Below are 13486 nucleotides of genomic sequence, written 5' to 3'. Positions count from 1 at the left end.
CGAACGCGGCCAGCATGTCCGGGTTTGCAGCGCATCCTGCGTTGTCCAAGGCACACCCCTTCTGGAGATGACCATGTCCCGCCACCTTACGCTCCTGCTGGCCGCGGCCGCACTCACCGCGCTGTCCACGGGCGCGCTGGCCGCCGGTCCAGGCACCAACTGCCCGACCAATCCCAGCACGCAGGGCGTCGGCGATGTCCAGCCCGAGGTCTTCACCAACCTGCAGCCGGGGGTGGGCTACAACCTGCCGCCGACCAATGCCGACACCAACCCGGACCTCTCGGGTGCGACGGTGCTGACGTACACCGTGCCCTTCTCATTCAACATCGGCAGCAACGTGGCCAGCGGCGTGTTCACGCAGGTGATCGGCAACAGCACCTTCTCCACCACCAAGTGCGCCTCGAATGCGCAGGTGGTCATGTCGTCCACCGCGACCGCCAAGATCTGCGCATTCCGGATCTACAACTTCAACTACCCGGCGCCACTGCCGGTCTATGCCGCCCGCCGCACCGACTCGTCCCCGGCGGCCGATGTCGCCGGCAAGAAGGTACGGCGCACGCCAGGCGCCGGCAGCATGGTGCGCTTCCAGTTCGCCCGCTGCCTGGACGCCAGCGAGGTTGGTGAACAGCTGGTGCTGGTCTTCGAGTCGCCGCTGGTCGGCAAGGACAGCCAGGTCCGCTTCGAGAGCGACACGGCCGGCCTGTCCGGCCCGTACAAGATCTACGGTCCCCGGCTGCCCTGAGCGGTCGAAACAAAACGACAAACACCGCGACCGCGCTGACACCCGCGGCGCGGCCGCCCTGGGCACCATGGGCTCCATCGACAACCCCTTCGATTGGAGCCCTGAAATGAAACCCTGGATCAAGCGCACCGTCATCGGCGCCTTCATTGGCGTGGTCACGCTGGGCGGCTTGGCCGCCTGCGGCCACCGCCCCCACGGTCCGATGAGCGACGAGCAGGTCACGGCGATGCGCGGCAAGGCGGTGGACCGCATCGCCGGCAAGCTCGACCTGACCGAGGCCCAGAAGGCCAAGCTGGGCGTGCTGGCCGATGAACTGATCGCCCAGCGCCAGGCGATGCGCGGCAGTGCCGAGCCCAAGGCCGAGCTGCAGTCGCTGATCGCCGGCCCCACGCTGGACCGCAGCAAGGCCCAGGCCTGGCTCGACCAGAAGACGCAGGCCGTGCAGAGCGGCAGCCCCAAGGTGATCGCCGCACTGGGCGACTTCTACGACAGCCTGAACCCCGAGCAGCAGGCCAAAGTGCGGCAGTTCATGAGCGAGCGCCGCCACGGTGGCTGGTGGGGCCGTGGCTGAACGCCTGGCCCCGCGTTTGAAGGCCGAGCCGGCGCTGGCGCTGCTGGCCGGCAGCGCCGACCCGCACGTTGACTGGCTCGACCTGCTGTGGGGCCCGCGATTCGACCGCGCGGCCGCGTTGGACCTGGCCGCCGCGCGGCCGGGCCTGGACGCAGCCGCGCTGCTGTCGGCCGGCGAGCGCTTCGATGCGCTGGCCGCGCCGGCCCGGCAGCAGCTGCGCCGGCTGATCGTGCGCCACCGCCTCCATAGAATGGCCCATGCCCCGCATCCTGCTGATTGACGACGACGAGCAGCTGGGCCCGCCGCTGGCCGCCTACTTCCGCCGCTACGAGCTGGACCTGGAGCAGGCCGTGCGCCCCAGCGCCGGCCTGGCGCGGCTGAGGGCCGGCGGCTTCGACGCCGCGATCCTGGATGTGATGCTGCCCGAGATGGACGGCTTCGAGCTGTGCCGCACGATCCGCAAGGACTCGGACCTGCCGATCATCATGCTCACCGCCCGCGGCGATGTGATGGACCGCGTGGTGGGCCTGGAGCTGGGCGCCGACGATTACCTGCCCAAGCCCTTCGAACCACGCGAGCTGGTGGCCCGGGTGCAGACCGTGCTGCGCCGCCGCGTGGCTCGGCCCGCCGCCGACCCGGCCACGCTGCGCTTCGACGGTCTGCAGATTGACCCGGCGCGGCGCAGCGTGCTGCGCCAGGGCCAGCCGGTCGAGCTGACCGGCAGCGAGTACGAGCTGCTGCTGATGCTGGCCCGCGAGCCTGGCCGCATCTTCAGCCGCGACGACATCCTCAATGCGCTGCGCGGCCACGAGGCCGATCTCTACACCCGCGCGGTGGACATTGTCGTCAGCCGCCTGCGCCGCAAGCTCGAGCCGCTGGAGGCGATCAAGACGCTGCGCAACGCCGGCTACACGCTGGCGCTGCCGCGGGCCGACGCATGAGCACGCCCACGCGCTGGCACCGCCGCGCACGCCAGCACCTGGCGCACTCGATCAAGTGGCGCATCCTGGTGGTCTTCGGCCTGCTGGGCCTGGCGGTGTCGGCCATGTTCGCCTTCGGCGCGCAGCGCGCCTTCGCGGTGGGCTGGCGCGATGCCGCGCGGCCGCTGCTGACCGACTACCTGGCCCATCTGGCGCAGGACGTCACCGGCGGCGGCGACACGCCTGACCTGGCGCGCGCCCAGGCCCTGGTCGAGCGACTGCCGCTGACGCTGCGCATCGACGGGCCGCGGCTGCAGTGGAACTCGCACCCCGCCGCGGTGAAGGAACCCGAGCGCGGTCTGGCCCAGCTGCTGAGCGCCACCACCGCCGACGGCCATGTGCTGCACTTTGGCCTGGACAGCGGCGCCATCGAGCGCCGCCCGCGCTTCTTCGTGGGCGTGCTGCTGGCGCTGTTGGGCGCGGTCTCGCTGGCCTGGTGGACGCTGCGGCGCCTGCTGCGCCCGCTGGACGACATCGGCGCCGGCGCCCAGCGCTTTGGCCAGGGCGATTTCAGCCAGCCCATCCCGGTGCGTCATGCGCATGCGCCTGATGAGCTGGGCACGCTGGCGCAAACGATCAACACCATGGGCCAGGACATCCACCGCATGCTGGAAGCCAAGCGCGCCCTGCTGCTGGCCATCAGCCATGAACTGCGCAGCCCGCTCACCCGCGCCCGCCTGAACGCCGAGCTGCTGCCCGAGGAGGGCGAGGCCGGCGCCCAGCGCGCCGCGCTGCTGCGCGACCTGCAGGAGATGGCCAGCCTGATCACCGACCTGCTCGAGAGCGAACGCCTGGCCAGCCGACATGCCGCGCTGCAGCGCGAGCCCACCGACCTGCCGACGCTGGCGCAGGGGGTGCTGCAGGAGCTGTCGCAGCGCCACGCGGCAGCGGCGCAGGTGCGCATGGACAGCCAGGGCGATCTGGACCGCGTGGCGGTCGATCCTTCCCGTCTCCGCCTGCTGCTGCGCAACCTGCTGGACAACGCGCTGCGCCACGCCGGCGATGCACCGCTGCCGCCCGAACTGCTGCTGCGCCGCGACGGCAACACCATCCACATCGCGGTGCGCGACCACGGCGCTGGCGTCGATGACGCCCACTTGCAGCGCCTGTCCGAGCCCTTCTACCGGCCCGACAGCGCACGCACCCGCACGGCTGGCGGCGTCGGCCTGGGCTTGACGCTGTGCCGCCTGGTGGCCGAGGCCCATGGCGGGCGCCTGCGCCTGTCGCAGGCCCATCCCGGCCTGCGGGCCGAGGCAGATGTCACGCTGGGCTGAGTCAGGGACTCAACACCGCGTCCCGGTGGACGATCAGCAACGCTGAACAACCCTGAGGACCCCCATGGATCTGACCCAGGCCGCCCAGGCCCACGCCGAATGGAAAGTCAAGCTGCGCATGGCCATCGCCAAGAAGGAGCAGATGGATGTGCGCACCGTCAGCGCCGACAACTGCTGCCCCCTGGGCCAGTGGCTGCATGGCGAGGCCAAGACCCGCTGGAGCCAGTTGCCGGCCTACAAGGACGTGGTCACCAAGCACGCCGCCTTCCACCGCGAGGCCGGCGCCGTGGCCACCGCGATCAACCAGGGCCTGTACAGCAAGGCCGAAGGCATGCTGGGCGCCGGAACCCCCTACGCCAATGCCACCAGCGCCGTCGGCTCGGCCATCCTGGGCCTGAAGAAGGACGTCGGCTCGACCGTCTGAGTCTGCCGACGCGGTACGCTGCGGGGCTGACATGGAGCCCCGCCGATGACCGCCCCCGCCCTGCTCTTCCTGCCCGGCCTGCTGTGCGACGCCGAGGTCTGGGCCGCCCAGACCGCCGCGCTCGGTCGCGACCGCCGCTGCCTGGTGGCCGAGTACGGACTGGCCGACGCGCTGACCACCATGGCCGAGCGCGCCCTGCAGCTGGCCGATGCGGCCGGCCTGGATCGCTTGGCCGTGGTGGGCCACTCGATGGGTGGCCGGGTGGCCGCCGAGCTGTGGCACCTGGCACCGCAGCGCGTGGCCGGTCTGGCACTGATGGACACCGGCTGGCACCCGCTGCCGGGCGGCGAGGCCGGCCAGGCCGAACGCGCCGGCCGCCAACGCCTGCTGGACATCGCCCGCCGCCAGGGCATGAGCGCCATGGCCCGCGACTGGGTGCAGGGCATGGTCCACCCCGATCGCCTGGACACCCCGCTGGCTGAGGCGGTGGTGGCCATGCTGGCCCGGCGCACCCCCGATCACCAGGCCGCGCAGATCCACGCCCTGCTGCACCGCCCCGACGCCAGCGCCACGCTGCGCACGGTGACCGTGCCCACGCTGCTGCTGACCGGCGCGCAGGACGCCTGGAGCCCGCCGGCCCGCCATGACGAGATGGCTGCGATGGTGGCCGGCCCGGTCAGCCGCGTGGATGTGCCGCACTGCGGCCACATGGCGCCCATGGAGGCGCCCCAGGCGGTGACGGCGGCGCTGGCCGCCTGGCTGACCACGCTGTAGGGGCGGGCCCGCGATGTCGACCGGCCTCACCCTTGCCGCGCTGCAGTGCTGCTTCACCCTGACCTGGACGGTCTACGTGGCCTTTCTGCCTGCGCTGCTGGCCCAGGCGGGCTTGGCGCCCATGTGGCTGCCGGTGCTGCTGGTGGCCGACCAGGCGGTGTTTGTGCTGGCCGACCTGGCGGCCGGCGTGGCGGCAGACCGGGCCGGCAGCGCGCTGCATCGCCTGGGGCCGTGGCTGCTGGGCGCCACCGCGGTGTCGGCGGTGGCCTTTCTAGCGCTGCCGTTTCTGGCGGGCTCGGGCGCTGCGACATGGATGCTGGTCGCCACCGCGGTGTGGGCGATCAGCTCGGCGGCACTGCGCGCGCCGGTGGCCGCGCTGCTGGGCCAACGTGCGGCCCGACCGGCGCTGCCGCGCCTGCTGGCCTGGTGGTCGCTGGGACTGGCGCTGGCCAGTGCGCTGGGGCCCTGGCTGACGGTGCAGCTGCGCGGCGGCGATGCGCGCCTGCCCTTCGTGCTGGCCAGCATGGCGCTGCTGGCCGCCACGCTGGCGCTGCTGCGGGTGGAGCGTCAGCTGCCACCGCCCGCGCCCGCAGCCAGAGGCACCCTGCCGCGCAGGGGCGCGGCGCTGATCGTGTTCCTGGCAGCAGCGGCGGCGCTGGGCCTGGGCTTCCAAGCGCATGCGCAGCTCAACGCCACGCCGATGTACCTGCGCTTTGCCACAGCGGCCGACTTGCCCGGCTGGCTGTCCCTGTTCTGGGTGGCGTTTGCGCTGGCGCTGTGGCCGGCGGGTGAGCTGACACGGCGTCTGGGCGCGGTGACGGCGCTGGGCGCCGGCGCGGCCCTGGCGGCGCTGGGCGCGGCGCTGGCAGCATGGGCGCCGGCCATGGCCTGGCTGGCGCTGGGCCAGGCGCTCAGCGGCGCGGCCTGGGGCGTGGTGATGGTCAGCGCCTGGACGGCCGCCGTGCGCTTTGGCCACACCGGGCGCGAGGGGCTCAGCAGCGCTGGCCTGTCGTCGCTGCTGGCGCTGGCCGCCTTGCTGCGCATCGCCGTGGTCGCGGCGCAGTGGCCGCAGCAGCCGGCGGTGCAGCCCTGGCTGGCGTGGTTGCCCGTGGCGCTGTGGGCGCTGGCAGCGGTGCTGCTGGTCGGCGCGGCGCAGGCCCTGCGCTCAGGCAGCCAGCAGGCTGCCCAGGTCGAAGCGGCTGTCTGAGGCCTGGGCCGGCGTGGGCGACACGCCCGCATCCAGCAGCTTGCGCGCCTGCAGGTGGTCCTTGGCCGCGTTGACCGAGTCCACCGCGATCAGGCGGCCGCCACGGTAGTGGTAGACCGAGAAGCTGGCGCCGCTGTCCATGTCGCCGCGCACCGCCCAGGCGTCGGCGCCGGCCGACAGACCGGCCATCTGCAGCTTCTTGTTGTACTGGTCGGACCAGAACCAGGGCGTGGCGGTGAAGGGCCGCGGCTGGCCCAGCAGCGCGGCCGCGGCCGACTTGGCCTGCTCGGTGGCGTTCTGCACCGACTCCAGGCGCAGCAGGCTGCCGTCGTCCAGGCGGCGCGCGGTGCAGTCGCCGGCGGCCACGATGCGCGGGTCGGCCGTGCGGCCGCAGGCGTCGACGATGATGCCGCGCTCGCAGGCCAGGCCGGCCGCGGCGGCCAGACCGTCGTTGGCCGACACACCGACACCCAGCACCACCAGGCCGCAGGCATGGCGCGTGCCGTCGGCCATCACCACGGCGCTGGCCAGACCGTCGCTGGTGTCGATGCGGTCGATGCGCGCGTCCAGCACCAGTTGCACGCCGTGGCTGCGGTGCAGCGCGGCGTACCAGGCCGACAGGCCGGGCGACAGCACGCGGCCGAGCAGCCGCGGCGCGGCCTCCAGCACGGTGACGGCCAGGCCCTTCTTGCGCGCGGTGGCCGCCACTTCCAGGCCGATGAAGCCACCTCCGATCACCACGACCGGCAGCGCTTGTTCGGCGCAGCGCGCCAGCGCGGCAGCGATGGCCGACGCGTCGTCCTTGCTGCGCAGCGGCAGCACGTTGGGCGCATCGCCGCCGTCCAGCGGCAGGCGCCGCGGCGTGGCGCCGGTGGCCAGCACCAGGCCGGTGTAGGCCAGGGTCTCGCCGCCGGCCAGGCGCAGCGTGGCGCTGGTGCGGTCCATCGCCTCGACCTGCACGCCGGTGCGCAGTGTGATGCCCTTTTTGGCCAACATCTCGGGCGCGCGCAGCATCAGTTGCGCATCGCCCACCTCGCCGGCCAGCCAGGCCTTGGACAGCGGCGGGCGGTGGTAGGGGCCGTGCGGCTCGTCGCCCAGCAGCGTGATCGCGCCGCTGAAACCGCCGCTGCGCAGCGCCTCGGCCGTCAGCGTGCCGGCCTGGCCGGCGCCAACGATGACGATGTGGCCGTCCGCCGCCACATCGCTCATTCCTGGCACTCGGGCAGCGTCAGCGTGCCGCCGTTCATCGCGGCGGTGGCCTTGATCTGGCAGGACAATCGGCTGTTGGGGCGGCGCTCGGCGGCCACGTTGGCCAGCATGTCGAGCTCACCGGCGCTGGGCGCGGGCAGCACGCTGGCCAGCAGGTCGTCCACATAGCAGTGACAGGTGGCGCAGGCACAAGAGCCGCCGCATTCGCCAAGGATGCCATCGATGCCGTTGGCGGTAGCGGCCTGCATCAGGCTCCAGCCGTCCGGCACGTCGACCGTGGTGCTGTTGCCGTTGGCTTCGAGGTAGGTGATCTGGGGCATGGAATGACCAGTGGGGGACACAGCCCGCAAGCTTACTGGGCCTGCAGCGCCAGGACCAGCGGGCTGCGGAAAGTGGATGACGGCATCCACGGCAATTGGTCGGCCACGCGGCGGTAGTCGGGCACGACCTGATGGAATTCCTCGAAGGCGATCTTCACCGCCAGCCGTGCGATCGCCGTGCCCAGGCAGGCGTGCACGCCGCCGCCAAAGCCCAGGTGGCCGCGCGGCTTGCGGGTGATGTCGTACGCGTCGGGGTTCGGGTACTGGCGCTCGTCGCGGTTGCCGCTGCCGTAGGCCAGGCAGACGAAGTCGCCTTCGCGCATGGTCTGACCATGCAGCGTCACATCCTTCATCAGCCGGCGGCGGAAGCGCTGGGCCGAGGTGTTGAAGCGCAGGCTCTCCTCGATCGCGTCGGGCAGCAGCGCCGGGTCGGCCACCACTTGGCGACGCGCCTCGTCGAAGGTGGCCAGGTTGTAGGCGAACATCATCATGAAGCCGCCCAGGCTTTCCACACCGGCCATGATCAGCGTGGTGGTGGTCAGCAGCACCTCGCGGTCGTCCAGGCGGTCGCCGTCGACCTCGGCCAGCGCGAAGTGGCTGATCAGGTCGTTGCGGGGTTCGGCGCGGCGCATCGCGATGACCTTGCCGGCGTAGTCCTGCATCCAGTTGTAGGCGGCGATGTGCTCGGGGCCCTTGGCCCGGGTGCGGGCGTCGCTCTGCACCATCAGCACCGCGTTCTCGCGCACCTCCTGCTCGGGCACCAGGGCCTCATCGCCCATCGGCAGGCCCAGCGCGGCCATCAGCACCTTGACGGTGAACTGCGAGGACACGTCCTTGAAGTCGAAGCGGCCCACACCGCGCAGCTGGCCGAACACCTCCTTGGCCACGGCCCGGATCGGCTCCTCCAGCGCCAGCAGGTTGCGCTTCATGAAGGCATGCTGGATCAAGCCGCGCAGGCGATCGTGCTTGGGGGGATCCGAGCTGCCCAGCGTGGCGCCGGCGCGGCCCGGCAGCTCGGTCATCAGGTTGCCGCTGGCCGACGAATACGTCTGCCAGTCCTGGCCTGCGCTGACGATGTCGGCGTAGCGCGAGAGGATCCACATCTGCGCCTCCTCGCTCCAGAAGCAGGGGTGCTCGTCGCGCAGTGTCTGGTAGTACGGGAACGGATCGGCGTCGACCGCGGGGCTGTAGGGATCGAAGTGGAAGCTCATCGCTGGTGTCTCCTTCTGGAGCGTGATTCTGGGCAAGACCCGCCCGGGACTGGATGGACGAAGCCCCGCCAAGACTTGCACTTTTGACGTATCCTGCCTGACATGGCCGGCCACCCCGCCCCCACCCGCCGCGGCGCCGCGCGTGCCCGCGCGGCGCTGCCCGCCTTTGCCCTGTATGGCGAGGCCGGCGGCCCGGCGGCGCCGTTGCTGCACATTGAATCGATCGACTCGCGCAGCCGGCTGTACGACTGGGAAATTGACGCCCACACCCATCAGGGTTTGCACCAGGTGCTGTGGGTGGCCCAGGGGCGGGTGGAGGCGATGTTGGACGAATCTCGTGTTGACGCCGCCGCCCCGCTGCTCCTGGCCATCCCGCCGGGCGTGGCCCATGCGTTTCGCTTCACGCCCGGCACCGAGGGCTTCGTGCTGACCGTCAACACCGCCTTGCTGGCCGAGGGCGACGCCGCGGTGGGCGAGGCGCTGACCACGCTGTTCGCCGCGCCGCGCGGTCTGGCGCTGGACGCCGATGCGCCCGAGGTGGCGCGCCTGCAGGCGCTGTTCGCCACGCTGCACACCGAGCTGCGCGCCGACGACGCCGGCGCCAGTGCCGGCCAGGTGCCGATCTGGCTGGCGCGCGCGCTGCTGTGGCGTGCGGCCGAGCTGGCACGGCGCGAGGTGGCCCAGGCCCAGCGCCGCGGCGCGGCCGCCCAACCTGCGCTCTACACCCGCTGGGTGGTGCTGATGGAGGCCCATTTCAAGGACCACTGGCCGGTCACCCGCTACGCCGAGCGCCTGGGCCTGTCCACCGAGCGCCTGAACCGCCTGGTGCGCGCCGAGACCGGCCTGAATGCCCAGGCCCTGCTGCACCAGCGCCTGGCGCGCGAGGCCACGCGCCGCCTGGTGCATGTGGCGGCGCCGGTGTCGCGCCTGGCTTTCGAGCTGGGCTTCGAGGACCCCGCCTACTTCTGCCGCTTCTTCAAGCGCCAGACCGGCCTGTCGCCGCGCGACTACCGTGCCCGCGCCGAGCAACTGCGCGCGGCCGCGGCGCCGATGTCGGACTAGGGCCTGTTCACACTACCGGAAGGGTTGCGAAGGCCCGCCAAATCGGGCCAATCTAGGCGCAGCGCGCCGCCCGCACTGATGTGCGGGCAAGCGGTGCAACGACGAGTGGCCCGATTTGACGGGCCTTCCCGAAGGGTTGATGCCCAGATAGGCCGCATGCGGCGTTGCACATCCTCGCCGGGTATCCAACCCGGCTGCGGTGTGCGCCTTGCCTGCGGCCTATCTGGGCATCAACGCAATCCCTTCCGGTAGTGTGAACAGGCCCTAACGCGGCAGGCGTATCCTCACCAACGCATGAACGCAGAGCTCGGCGCCGAATGGCGACGAGCCCAGGGGAGGCTATGCCACAGAAAAAAACACCTTGTCCGAACTGCGCCAGCCGAAACACCCAGCTCCGGTCTGTCGCCTGGCAGGATGGCTTGAGCGTGACGACCCATTCCAATGGCCATACCAGCCTGCGGGTGACGGCGCGTTCAAGCGCGAATGCGCCACCGCCCTCCGGCGAGTCCTATGCCGTTCTCGCTCTTGAAGCCGCCGGCATCAGCGTCGGCTCTGCCGTTCTTGTCTACTTGACAACGTGGCTGCCCTTGCCGCTCGGACTCCTCTGCTGGGCCGGGCTGACGATGGCCCTGATCTGGCACGCCCGTGCACTGCGCGCACGCTGGCGGCTCCTGCGTCCTTCCAACTACAAGGCCTATGTCGCTGCACAGCAGCACCAGGCGCTGCAATACGCGCGGCAGTGGTACTGTCAGTCCTGCGGCCATGTGTTCGTTCCGCCCGATCCGCTGGACTCGTCAAGCACCCTGTAGCGATCGTCCATGCATCCAGGCGATGCAGCGCGCCAGCGGGCCGCACCCTCACCCACACAGGCGACAACGCCCGCTTTCAGGCGCCGTTGGGCGACAGCAGCTTTGAGGCCGTCTGTTCCTGGCGCTCGGAGGTGGTGATCATCTTCATCTGCTGCTCGAACTGCCGGGCGGCGGTGATCATCGCCACCATCGTCTCCACCGGGCTGACGTTCGAGCCCTCAAGCGCCCCATCCTGCAGGCGGGCGTTGGGGTCAGCGTCCAGGTCCTGGTTGTCGCGGGTGCGGAACAGGCCGTCATTGCCGCGCGTCAGCGCCTGCTCGGGCGTGACCATCTTGATGCGGCCCACGGCCTGCGGCGGCTGGCCCGGCGCCAGCGCGCTGACCGTGCCGTCCGGCGCGATCGTCACGCTGGCGTTGGCCGGGATGGTGATCGGTCCGCCGTCGCCATTGACCTGCAGGCCGCCCGCGGTGACCAGCAGGCCCTCGGCATTGACCTCCAGCGCACCGGCGCGGGTATAGGCCTCGGTGCCCTCAAGCGACTGCACCGCCATCCAGGCGTTGCCCTTCATGGCCACATCCAGGTTGCGGTTGGTCTGGGTGACCGGGCCGGCGTCGGGCTTGTAGCCCACCGTGGTCTCCAGCGAGTAGACGCGGGTGGAGGCGCCGTCGCCGCGCACCGGCACGGCGCGCATCGCGGCCATCTCCTCGCGAAAACCGGTGGTGTTGACGTTGGCCAGGTTGTGCGACAGCACCTCCTGGCGGTTCATCGCCGCCTTGGCGCCGGCCATCGACAGGTAGATCATGCGGTCCATCGGGTACTCCTAGTGCGGCCTGAACCAGTGCGGCCTGAACCAGTGCGGCCTGAAGCGGCGGGCCGAAGGCCGTCCGGCGCCGGGCCGCCCCCAGCCGGACGCTCCCCCTCGGGGGGGCGACGTCGCAGACGTCTTGGGGGCCGACATCAGCGCAGGTTGACCAGGGTCTGCATCACCTGGTCCATGGTCTTGATGGTCTGCGCATTGGCCTGGTAGTTGCGCTGGGCGGTGATCATGTTGACCAGCTCGCCGGTCAGGTCCACGTTGGACTCCTCCAGCGCACCCGCCTGGATCGCGCCCATGTTGCCCTGCGCGGGCGTGCCCACCACCGGGTCACCGGACGAGTAGGTGCGCTGCCAGCCGTTGCCGCCCACCGGCTGCAGGCCCTGGTTGTTGCGGAAGGTGGCCAGCTCCAGCTGACCGGCCGACTTCGACTGGCCATTGGAGTAGCGCGCGGTGATCACGCCGCTGGCATCGAAGGCGATGCTGGAGAGCGAGCCTGCCGAGTAGCCGTCCTGTGCCAGGTTGGTCACCGAGAAGGACGAGCCGTACTGGGTGGCGCCGGAGATGTCGATCGCGATGCCTGGAATCGGCAGCGTGATGGCCCCCTGCGAGTTGGTCGAAGCCGGCACGTCCAGTGTGATCGACTCGGGCGTCGGCGTGGCACCGTCGGCGGTGAAGCTCATGGTCTCGACCGGCTGCGGATCATCCGCGGTGCCGCCGATCGAGGTGCCATTGGCGGTGATGTAGACGTTCCATTGGTCGTCCGCGGCCTTCTGGAAGTAGTAGGTCAGCGCCACCGGCTGGCCCTTGGCGTCATAGACCGTCACCGAGGTGGCGTTGTTGTAGGTCTTGGCATTCGAGAAGTCGACGCGCGGCGTGGTACCGGTGTCGGTGGTGGCCAGGCGCGAGTCGAGGTTGAACTCCATCTCGATCTCGGTGGACGCGTGCGGCTCGATGCCGCCGGTGGGCAGTTGCAGCGGCACGGCCTGGCCGGGCTGGATGGTGCCGCCGGCATCGGCCGCATAGCCCAGCAGCTTCAGGCCGCCGTTGTTGACGATGAAGCCTTCGGAATCCACCTTGAACTGGCCGTTGCGCGAGTAGGTGACCGGGTTGCGGCCATCGGTCAGCTGGAAGAAGCCGCCGCCGTTGATCGCCAGGTCCATCGAGTTGTCGGTGGTGGTGATGTTGCCCTGCGTGAACTGCTGGGCCACGGTGGCCAGGCGCACGCCGATGCCCACCTGCGAGATGCCGGTGCCGCCCAATGCCGCTGCATAGACATCGGCGAACTCGGCGCGCGAGCCCTTGGAGCCATAGGTGTTGGCGTTGGCGATGTTGTTGCCGATGACGTCGAGGTTCTTCGACGACACATTCAGACCGGACAGGCCTTGTTGGAAGCTCATGAGGTGCTCCTGGTGAGGAAGGGGGTGGCGTTCAGAGGAAGGCCCAGACGGCGTCGTACGCCACCCGGTCGCCGTTGGCCAGTTCCAGGGCCAGCGTGTTGTTGAAGGTGGACACGGCGCTGATGCGCTCGTGCTGCAGCGTCATCGAGCTGACCTTGTTGTCACCCGAAGTGGCCGTGACCTTGAAGGTCAGGTCCTGGCCCTTGGCGCTCTCCGGCACGGTCCAGTCGAAGGTGTGGCGGCCCGCGGCCTGGCCCTTGAGCTCAATGGTGTCGATGGTCAGGCCACCGGCGCCGACGATCTCGACCTTGACGGTGTCGGCGGCCGCGGCCAGCTCGAAGCCACCGTCGGCCTGTTCGCCCTGGATGCGCAGCACGTTGCCCTCGACCGCCACGTCGTGCCCCACCAGCGACGCCCCCTGCATGGCCTGCATCTGCGTGAACAGGCCGCCCAGCGTGGCGGTGGTGGTGTTGAGCTTTTCCAGGCCCGAGACGGTGCTGATCTGCGCCATCTGGGTGGTCAGCTGCGCGTTGTCCAGCGGATTCAGCGGATCCTGGTTCTGCATCTGCGCGACCAGCAGCTTGAGAAAGCGGTCCGATTGCTCGGTGGCGCTGGTGACCTGGCTGCTCAGCGAGTTCGAGGCCTGGGTCGTGGAGGTGACGGTGGTGCTCATGCTTCAGTCCCTGCGG

Annotated in this window: 16 protein-coding genes; 10 read left to right on the top strand and 6 right to left on the bottom strand. The window is 70.7% G+C overall.

Annotated elements, in window-relative coordinates; genetic code table 11:
• Positions 1–73 precede the first annotated feature (73 nt).
• The 8 genes from KAK06_RS05930 to KAK06_RS05895 all read left to right on the top strand — a co-directional run bounded on the left by KAK06_RS05930 (position 74) and on the right by KAK06_RS05895 (position 5972).
• Positions 74–742 carry a hypothetical protein gene (locus KAK06_RS05930; protein WP_210801000.1) on the top strand — a complete coding sequence of 223 codons (669 nt, stop codon included), beginning with the start codon at positions 74–76 and terminating at the stop codon, positions 740–742.
• A 106-nt stretch (positions 743–848) separates the two neighbouring features.
• Positions 849–1313 carry a Spy/CpxP family protein refolding chaperone gene (locus tag KAK06_RS05925; RefSeq protein ID WP_210800999.1) on the top strand — a complete coding sequence of 155 codons (465 nt, stop codon included), beginning with the start codon at positions 849–851 and terminating at the stop codon, positions 1311–1313.
• Positions 1306–1593 (top strand): hypothetical protein, encoded by a 288-nt coding sequence (locus tag KAK06_RS05920; RefSeq protein WP_310741048.1) that lies wholly within the window; start codon positions 1306–1308, stop codon positions 1591–1593. Before KAK06_RS05925 ends, KAK06_RS05920 begins: the two co-directional genes overlap by 8 nt.
• On the top strand, positions 1571–2254 hold the full coding sequence (locus KAK06_RS05915) for a response regulator transcription factor (RefSeq protein ID WP_210800997.1): 684 nt from the start codon (positions 1571–1573) through the stop codon (positions 2252–2254). Before KAK06_RS05920 ends, KAK06_RS05915 begins: the two co-directional genes overlap by 23 nt.
• Positions 2251–3567: a sensor histidine kinase gene (locus KAK06_RS05910; RefSeq protein ID WP_210800996.1), complete on the top strand. Its 1317-nt coding sequence runs from the start codon at positions 2251–2253 to the stop codon at positions 3565–3567. The genes KAK06_RS05915 and KAK06_RS05910 overlap by 4 nt, the downstream gene beginning before the upstream one ends.
• Positions 3568–3631: 64 nt before the next feature.
• The gene (locus KAK06_RS05905; RefSeq protein WP_210800995.1) at positions 3632–3991 is read left to right on the top strand and encodes a CZB domain-containing protein; all 360 of its coding nucleotides are present in this window, start codon (positions 3632–3634) and stop codon (positions 3989–3991) included.
• Positions 3992–4036: 45 nt separating this feature from the next.
• Entirely contained in the window at positions 4037–4765 is a 729-nt protein-coding gene (locus KAK06_RS05900) for an alpha/beta fold hydrolase (RefSeq protein WP_210800994.1), read from the top strand.
• 13 nt (positions 4766–4778) lie between these two features.
• A complete protein-coding gene (locus KAK06_RS05895; protein WP_210800993.1) occupies positions 4779–5972 on the top strand; it encodes an MFS transporter in 1194 nt (397 codons plus the stop codon).
• Here the strand turns inward: KAK06_RS05895 and KAK06_RS05890 are convergent.
• Genes KAK06_RS05890 through KAK06_RS05880 form a run of 3 tightly spaced genes read right to left on the bottom strand, consistent with a single transcriptional unit; the run spans position 5931 to position 8712 of the window.
• Positions 5931–7181, bottom strand: a complete 1251-nt coding sequence (locus tag KAK06_RS05890; protein WP_210800992.1) for an NAD(P)/FAD-dependent oxidoreductase — start codon at positions 7179–7181, stop codon at positions 5931–5933. The genes KAK06_RS05895 and KAK06_RS05890 overlap by 42 nt on opposite strands.
• Entirely contained in the window at positions 7178–7501 is a 324-nt protein-coding gene (locus tag KAK06_RS05885; RefSeq protein WP_210800991.1) for a 2Fe-2S iron-sulfur cluster-binding protein, read from the bottom strand. Before KAK06_RS05885 ends, KAK06_RS05890 begins: the two co-directional genes overlap by 4 nt.
• A gap of 32 nt (positions 7502–7533) precedes the next feature.
• On the bottom strand, positions 7534–8712 hold the full coding sequence (locus KAK06_RS05880; RefSeq protein ID WP_210800990.1) for a cytochrome P450: 1179 nt from the start codon (positions 8710–8712) through the stop codon (positions 7534–7536).
• Between the two features lie 102 nt (positions 8713–8814).
• On the opposite strand from KAK06_RS05880, the gene KAK06_RS05875 reads away from it, so the two are divergent.
• Together KAK06_RS05875 and KAK06_RS05870 are read left to right on the top strand one after the other, a co-directional pair.
• Complete coding sequence (locus KAK06_RS05875; protein WP_210800989.1) at positions 8815–9774, top strand: helix-turn-helix domain-containing protein; 960 nt, start codon at positions 8815–8817, stop codon at positions 9772–9774.
• A gap of 425 nt (positions 9775–10199) precedes the next feature.
• Entirely contained in the window at positions 10200–10583 is a 384-nt protein-coding gene (locus KAK06_RS05870; protein ID WP_210800988.1) for a hypothetical protein, read from the top strand.
• A 76-nt stretch (positions 10584–10659) separates the two neighbouring features.
• On the opposite strand, the gene flgF is transcribed toward KAK06_RS05870, so the two are convergent.
• The 3 genes from flgF to KAK06_RS05855 all read right to left on the bottom strand — a co-directional run bounded on the left by flgF (position 10660) and on the right by KAK06_RS05855 (position 13470).
• Entirely contained in the window at positions 10660–11394 is a 735-nt protein-coding gene (flgF, locus tag KAK06_RS05865; RefSeq protein ID WP_210800987.1) for a flagellar basal-body rod protein FlgF, read from the bottom strand.
• A gap of 146 nt (positions 11395–11540) precedes the next feature.
• Positions 11541–12797, bottom strand: a complete 1257-nt coding sequence (flgE, locus tag KAK06_RS05860; RefSeq protein WP_210800986.1) for a flagellar hook protein FlgE — start codon at positions 12795–12797, stop codon at positions 11541–11543.
• Between the two features lie 31 nt (positions 12798–12828).
• On the bottom strand, positions 12829–13470 hold the full coding sequence (locus tag KAK06_RS05855; RefSeq protein WP_210800985.1) for a flagellar hook assembly protein FlgD: 642 nt from the start codon (positions 13468–13470) through the stop codon (positions 12829–12831).
• Between the last annotated feature and the right edge of the window lie 16 nt (positions 13471–13486).

Source organism: Ideonella aquatica (assembly GCF_018069755.1).
Taxonomy (GTDB): Bacteria; Pseudomonadota; Gammaproteobacteria; order Burkholderiales; family Burkholderiaceae_C; genus Ideonella; species Ideonella aquatica.
Note: the sequence above shows the minus strand (reverse complement) of the source record. Positions and strands in the feature narration are given on the sequence as shown.

Coding starts and splice junctions, on each gene's coding strand:
- KAK06_RS05890 (WP_210800992.1), bottom strand. CDS start 7,181: ATGAGCGATGTGGCGGCGGACGGCCACATCGTCATCGTTGGCGCCGGC.
- KAK06_RS05895 (WP_210800993.1), top strand. CDS start 4,779: ATGTCGACCGGCCTCACCCTTGCCGCGCTGCAGTGCTGCTTCACCCTG.
- KAK06_RS05905 (WP_210800995.1), top strand. CDS start 3,632: ATGGATCTGACCCAGGCCGCCCAGGCCCACGCCGAATGGAAAGTCAAG.
- KAK06_RS05900 (WP_210800994.1), top strand. CDS start 4,037: ATGACCGCCCCCGCCCTGCTCTTCCTGCCCGGCCTGCTGTGCGACGCC.
- flgF (WP_210800987.1), bottom strand. CDS start 11,394: ATGGACCGCATGATCTACCTGTCGATGGCCGGCGCCAAGGCGGCGATG.
- KAK06_RS05925 (WP_210800999.1), top strand. CDS start 849: ATGAAACCCTGGATCAAGCGCACCGTCATCGGCGCCTTCATTGGCGTG.
- KAK06_RS05885 (WP_210800991.1), bottom strand. CDS start 7,501: ATGCCCCAGATCACCTACCTCGAAGCCAACGGCAACAGCACCACGGTC.
- KAK06_RS05875 (WP_210800989.1), top strand. CDS start 8,815: ATGGCCGGCCACCCCGCCCCCACCCGCCGCGGCGCCGCGCGTGCCCGC.
- flgE (WP_210800986.1), bottom strand. CDS start 12,797: ATGAGCTTCCAACAAGGCCTGTCCGGTCTGAATGTGTCGTCGAAGAAC.
- KAK06_RS05910 (WP_210800996.1), top strand. CDS start 2,251: ATGAGCACGCCCACGCGCTGGCACCGCCGCGCACGCCAGCACCTGGCG.
- KAK06_RS05880 (WP_210800990.1), bottom strand. CDS start 8,712: ATGAGCTTCCACTTCGATCCCTACAGCCCCGCGGTCGACGCCGATCCG.
- KAK06_RS05855 (WP_210800985.1), bottom strand. CDS start 13,470: ATGAGCACCACCGTCACCTCCACGACCCAGGCCTCGAACTCGCTGAGC.
- KAK06_RS05915 (WP_210800997.1), top strand. CDS start 1,571: ATGCCCCGCATCCTGCTGATTGACGACGACGAGCAGCTGGGCCCGCCG.
- KAK06_RS05930 (WP_210801000.1), top strand. CDS start 74: ATGTCCCGCCACCTTACGCTCCTGCTGGCCGCGGCCGCACTCACCGCG.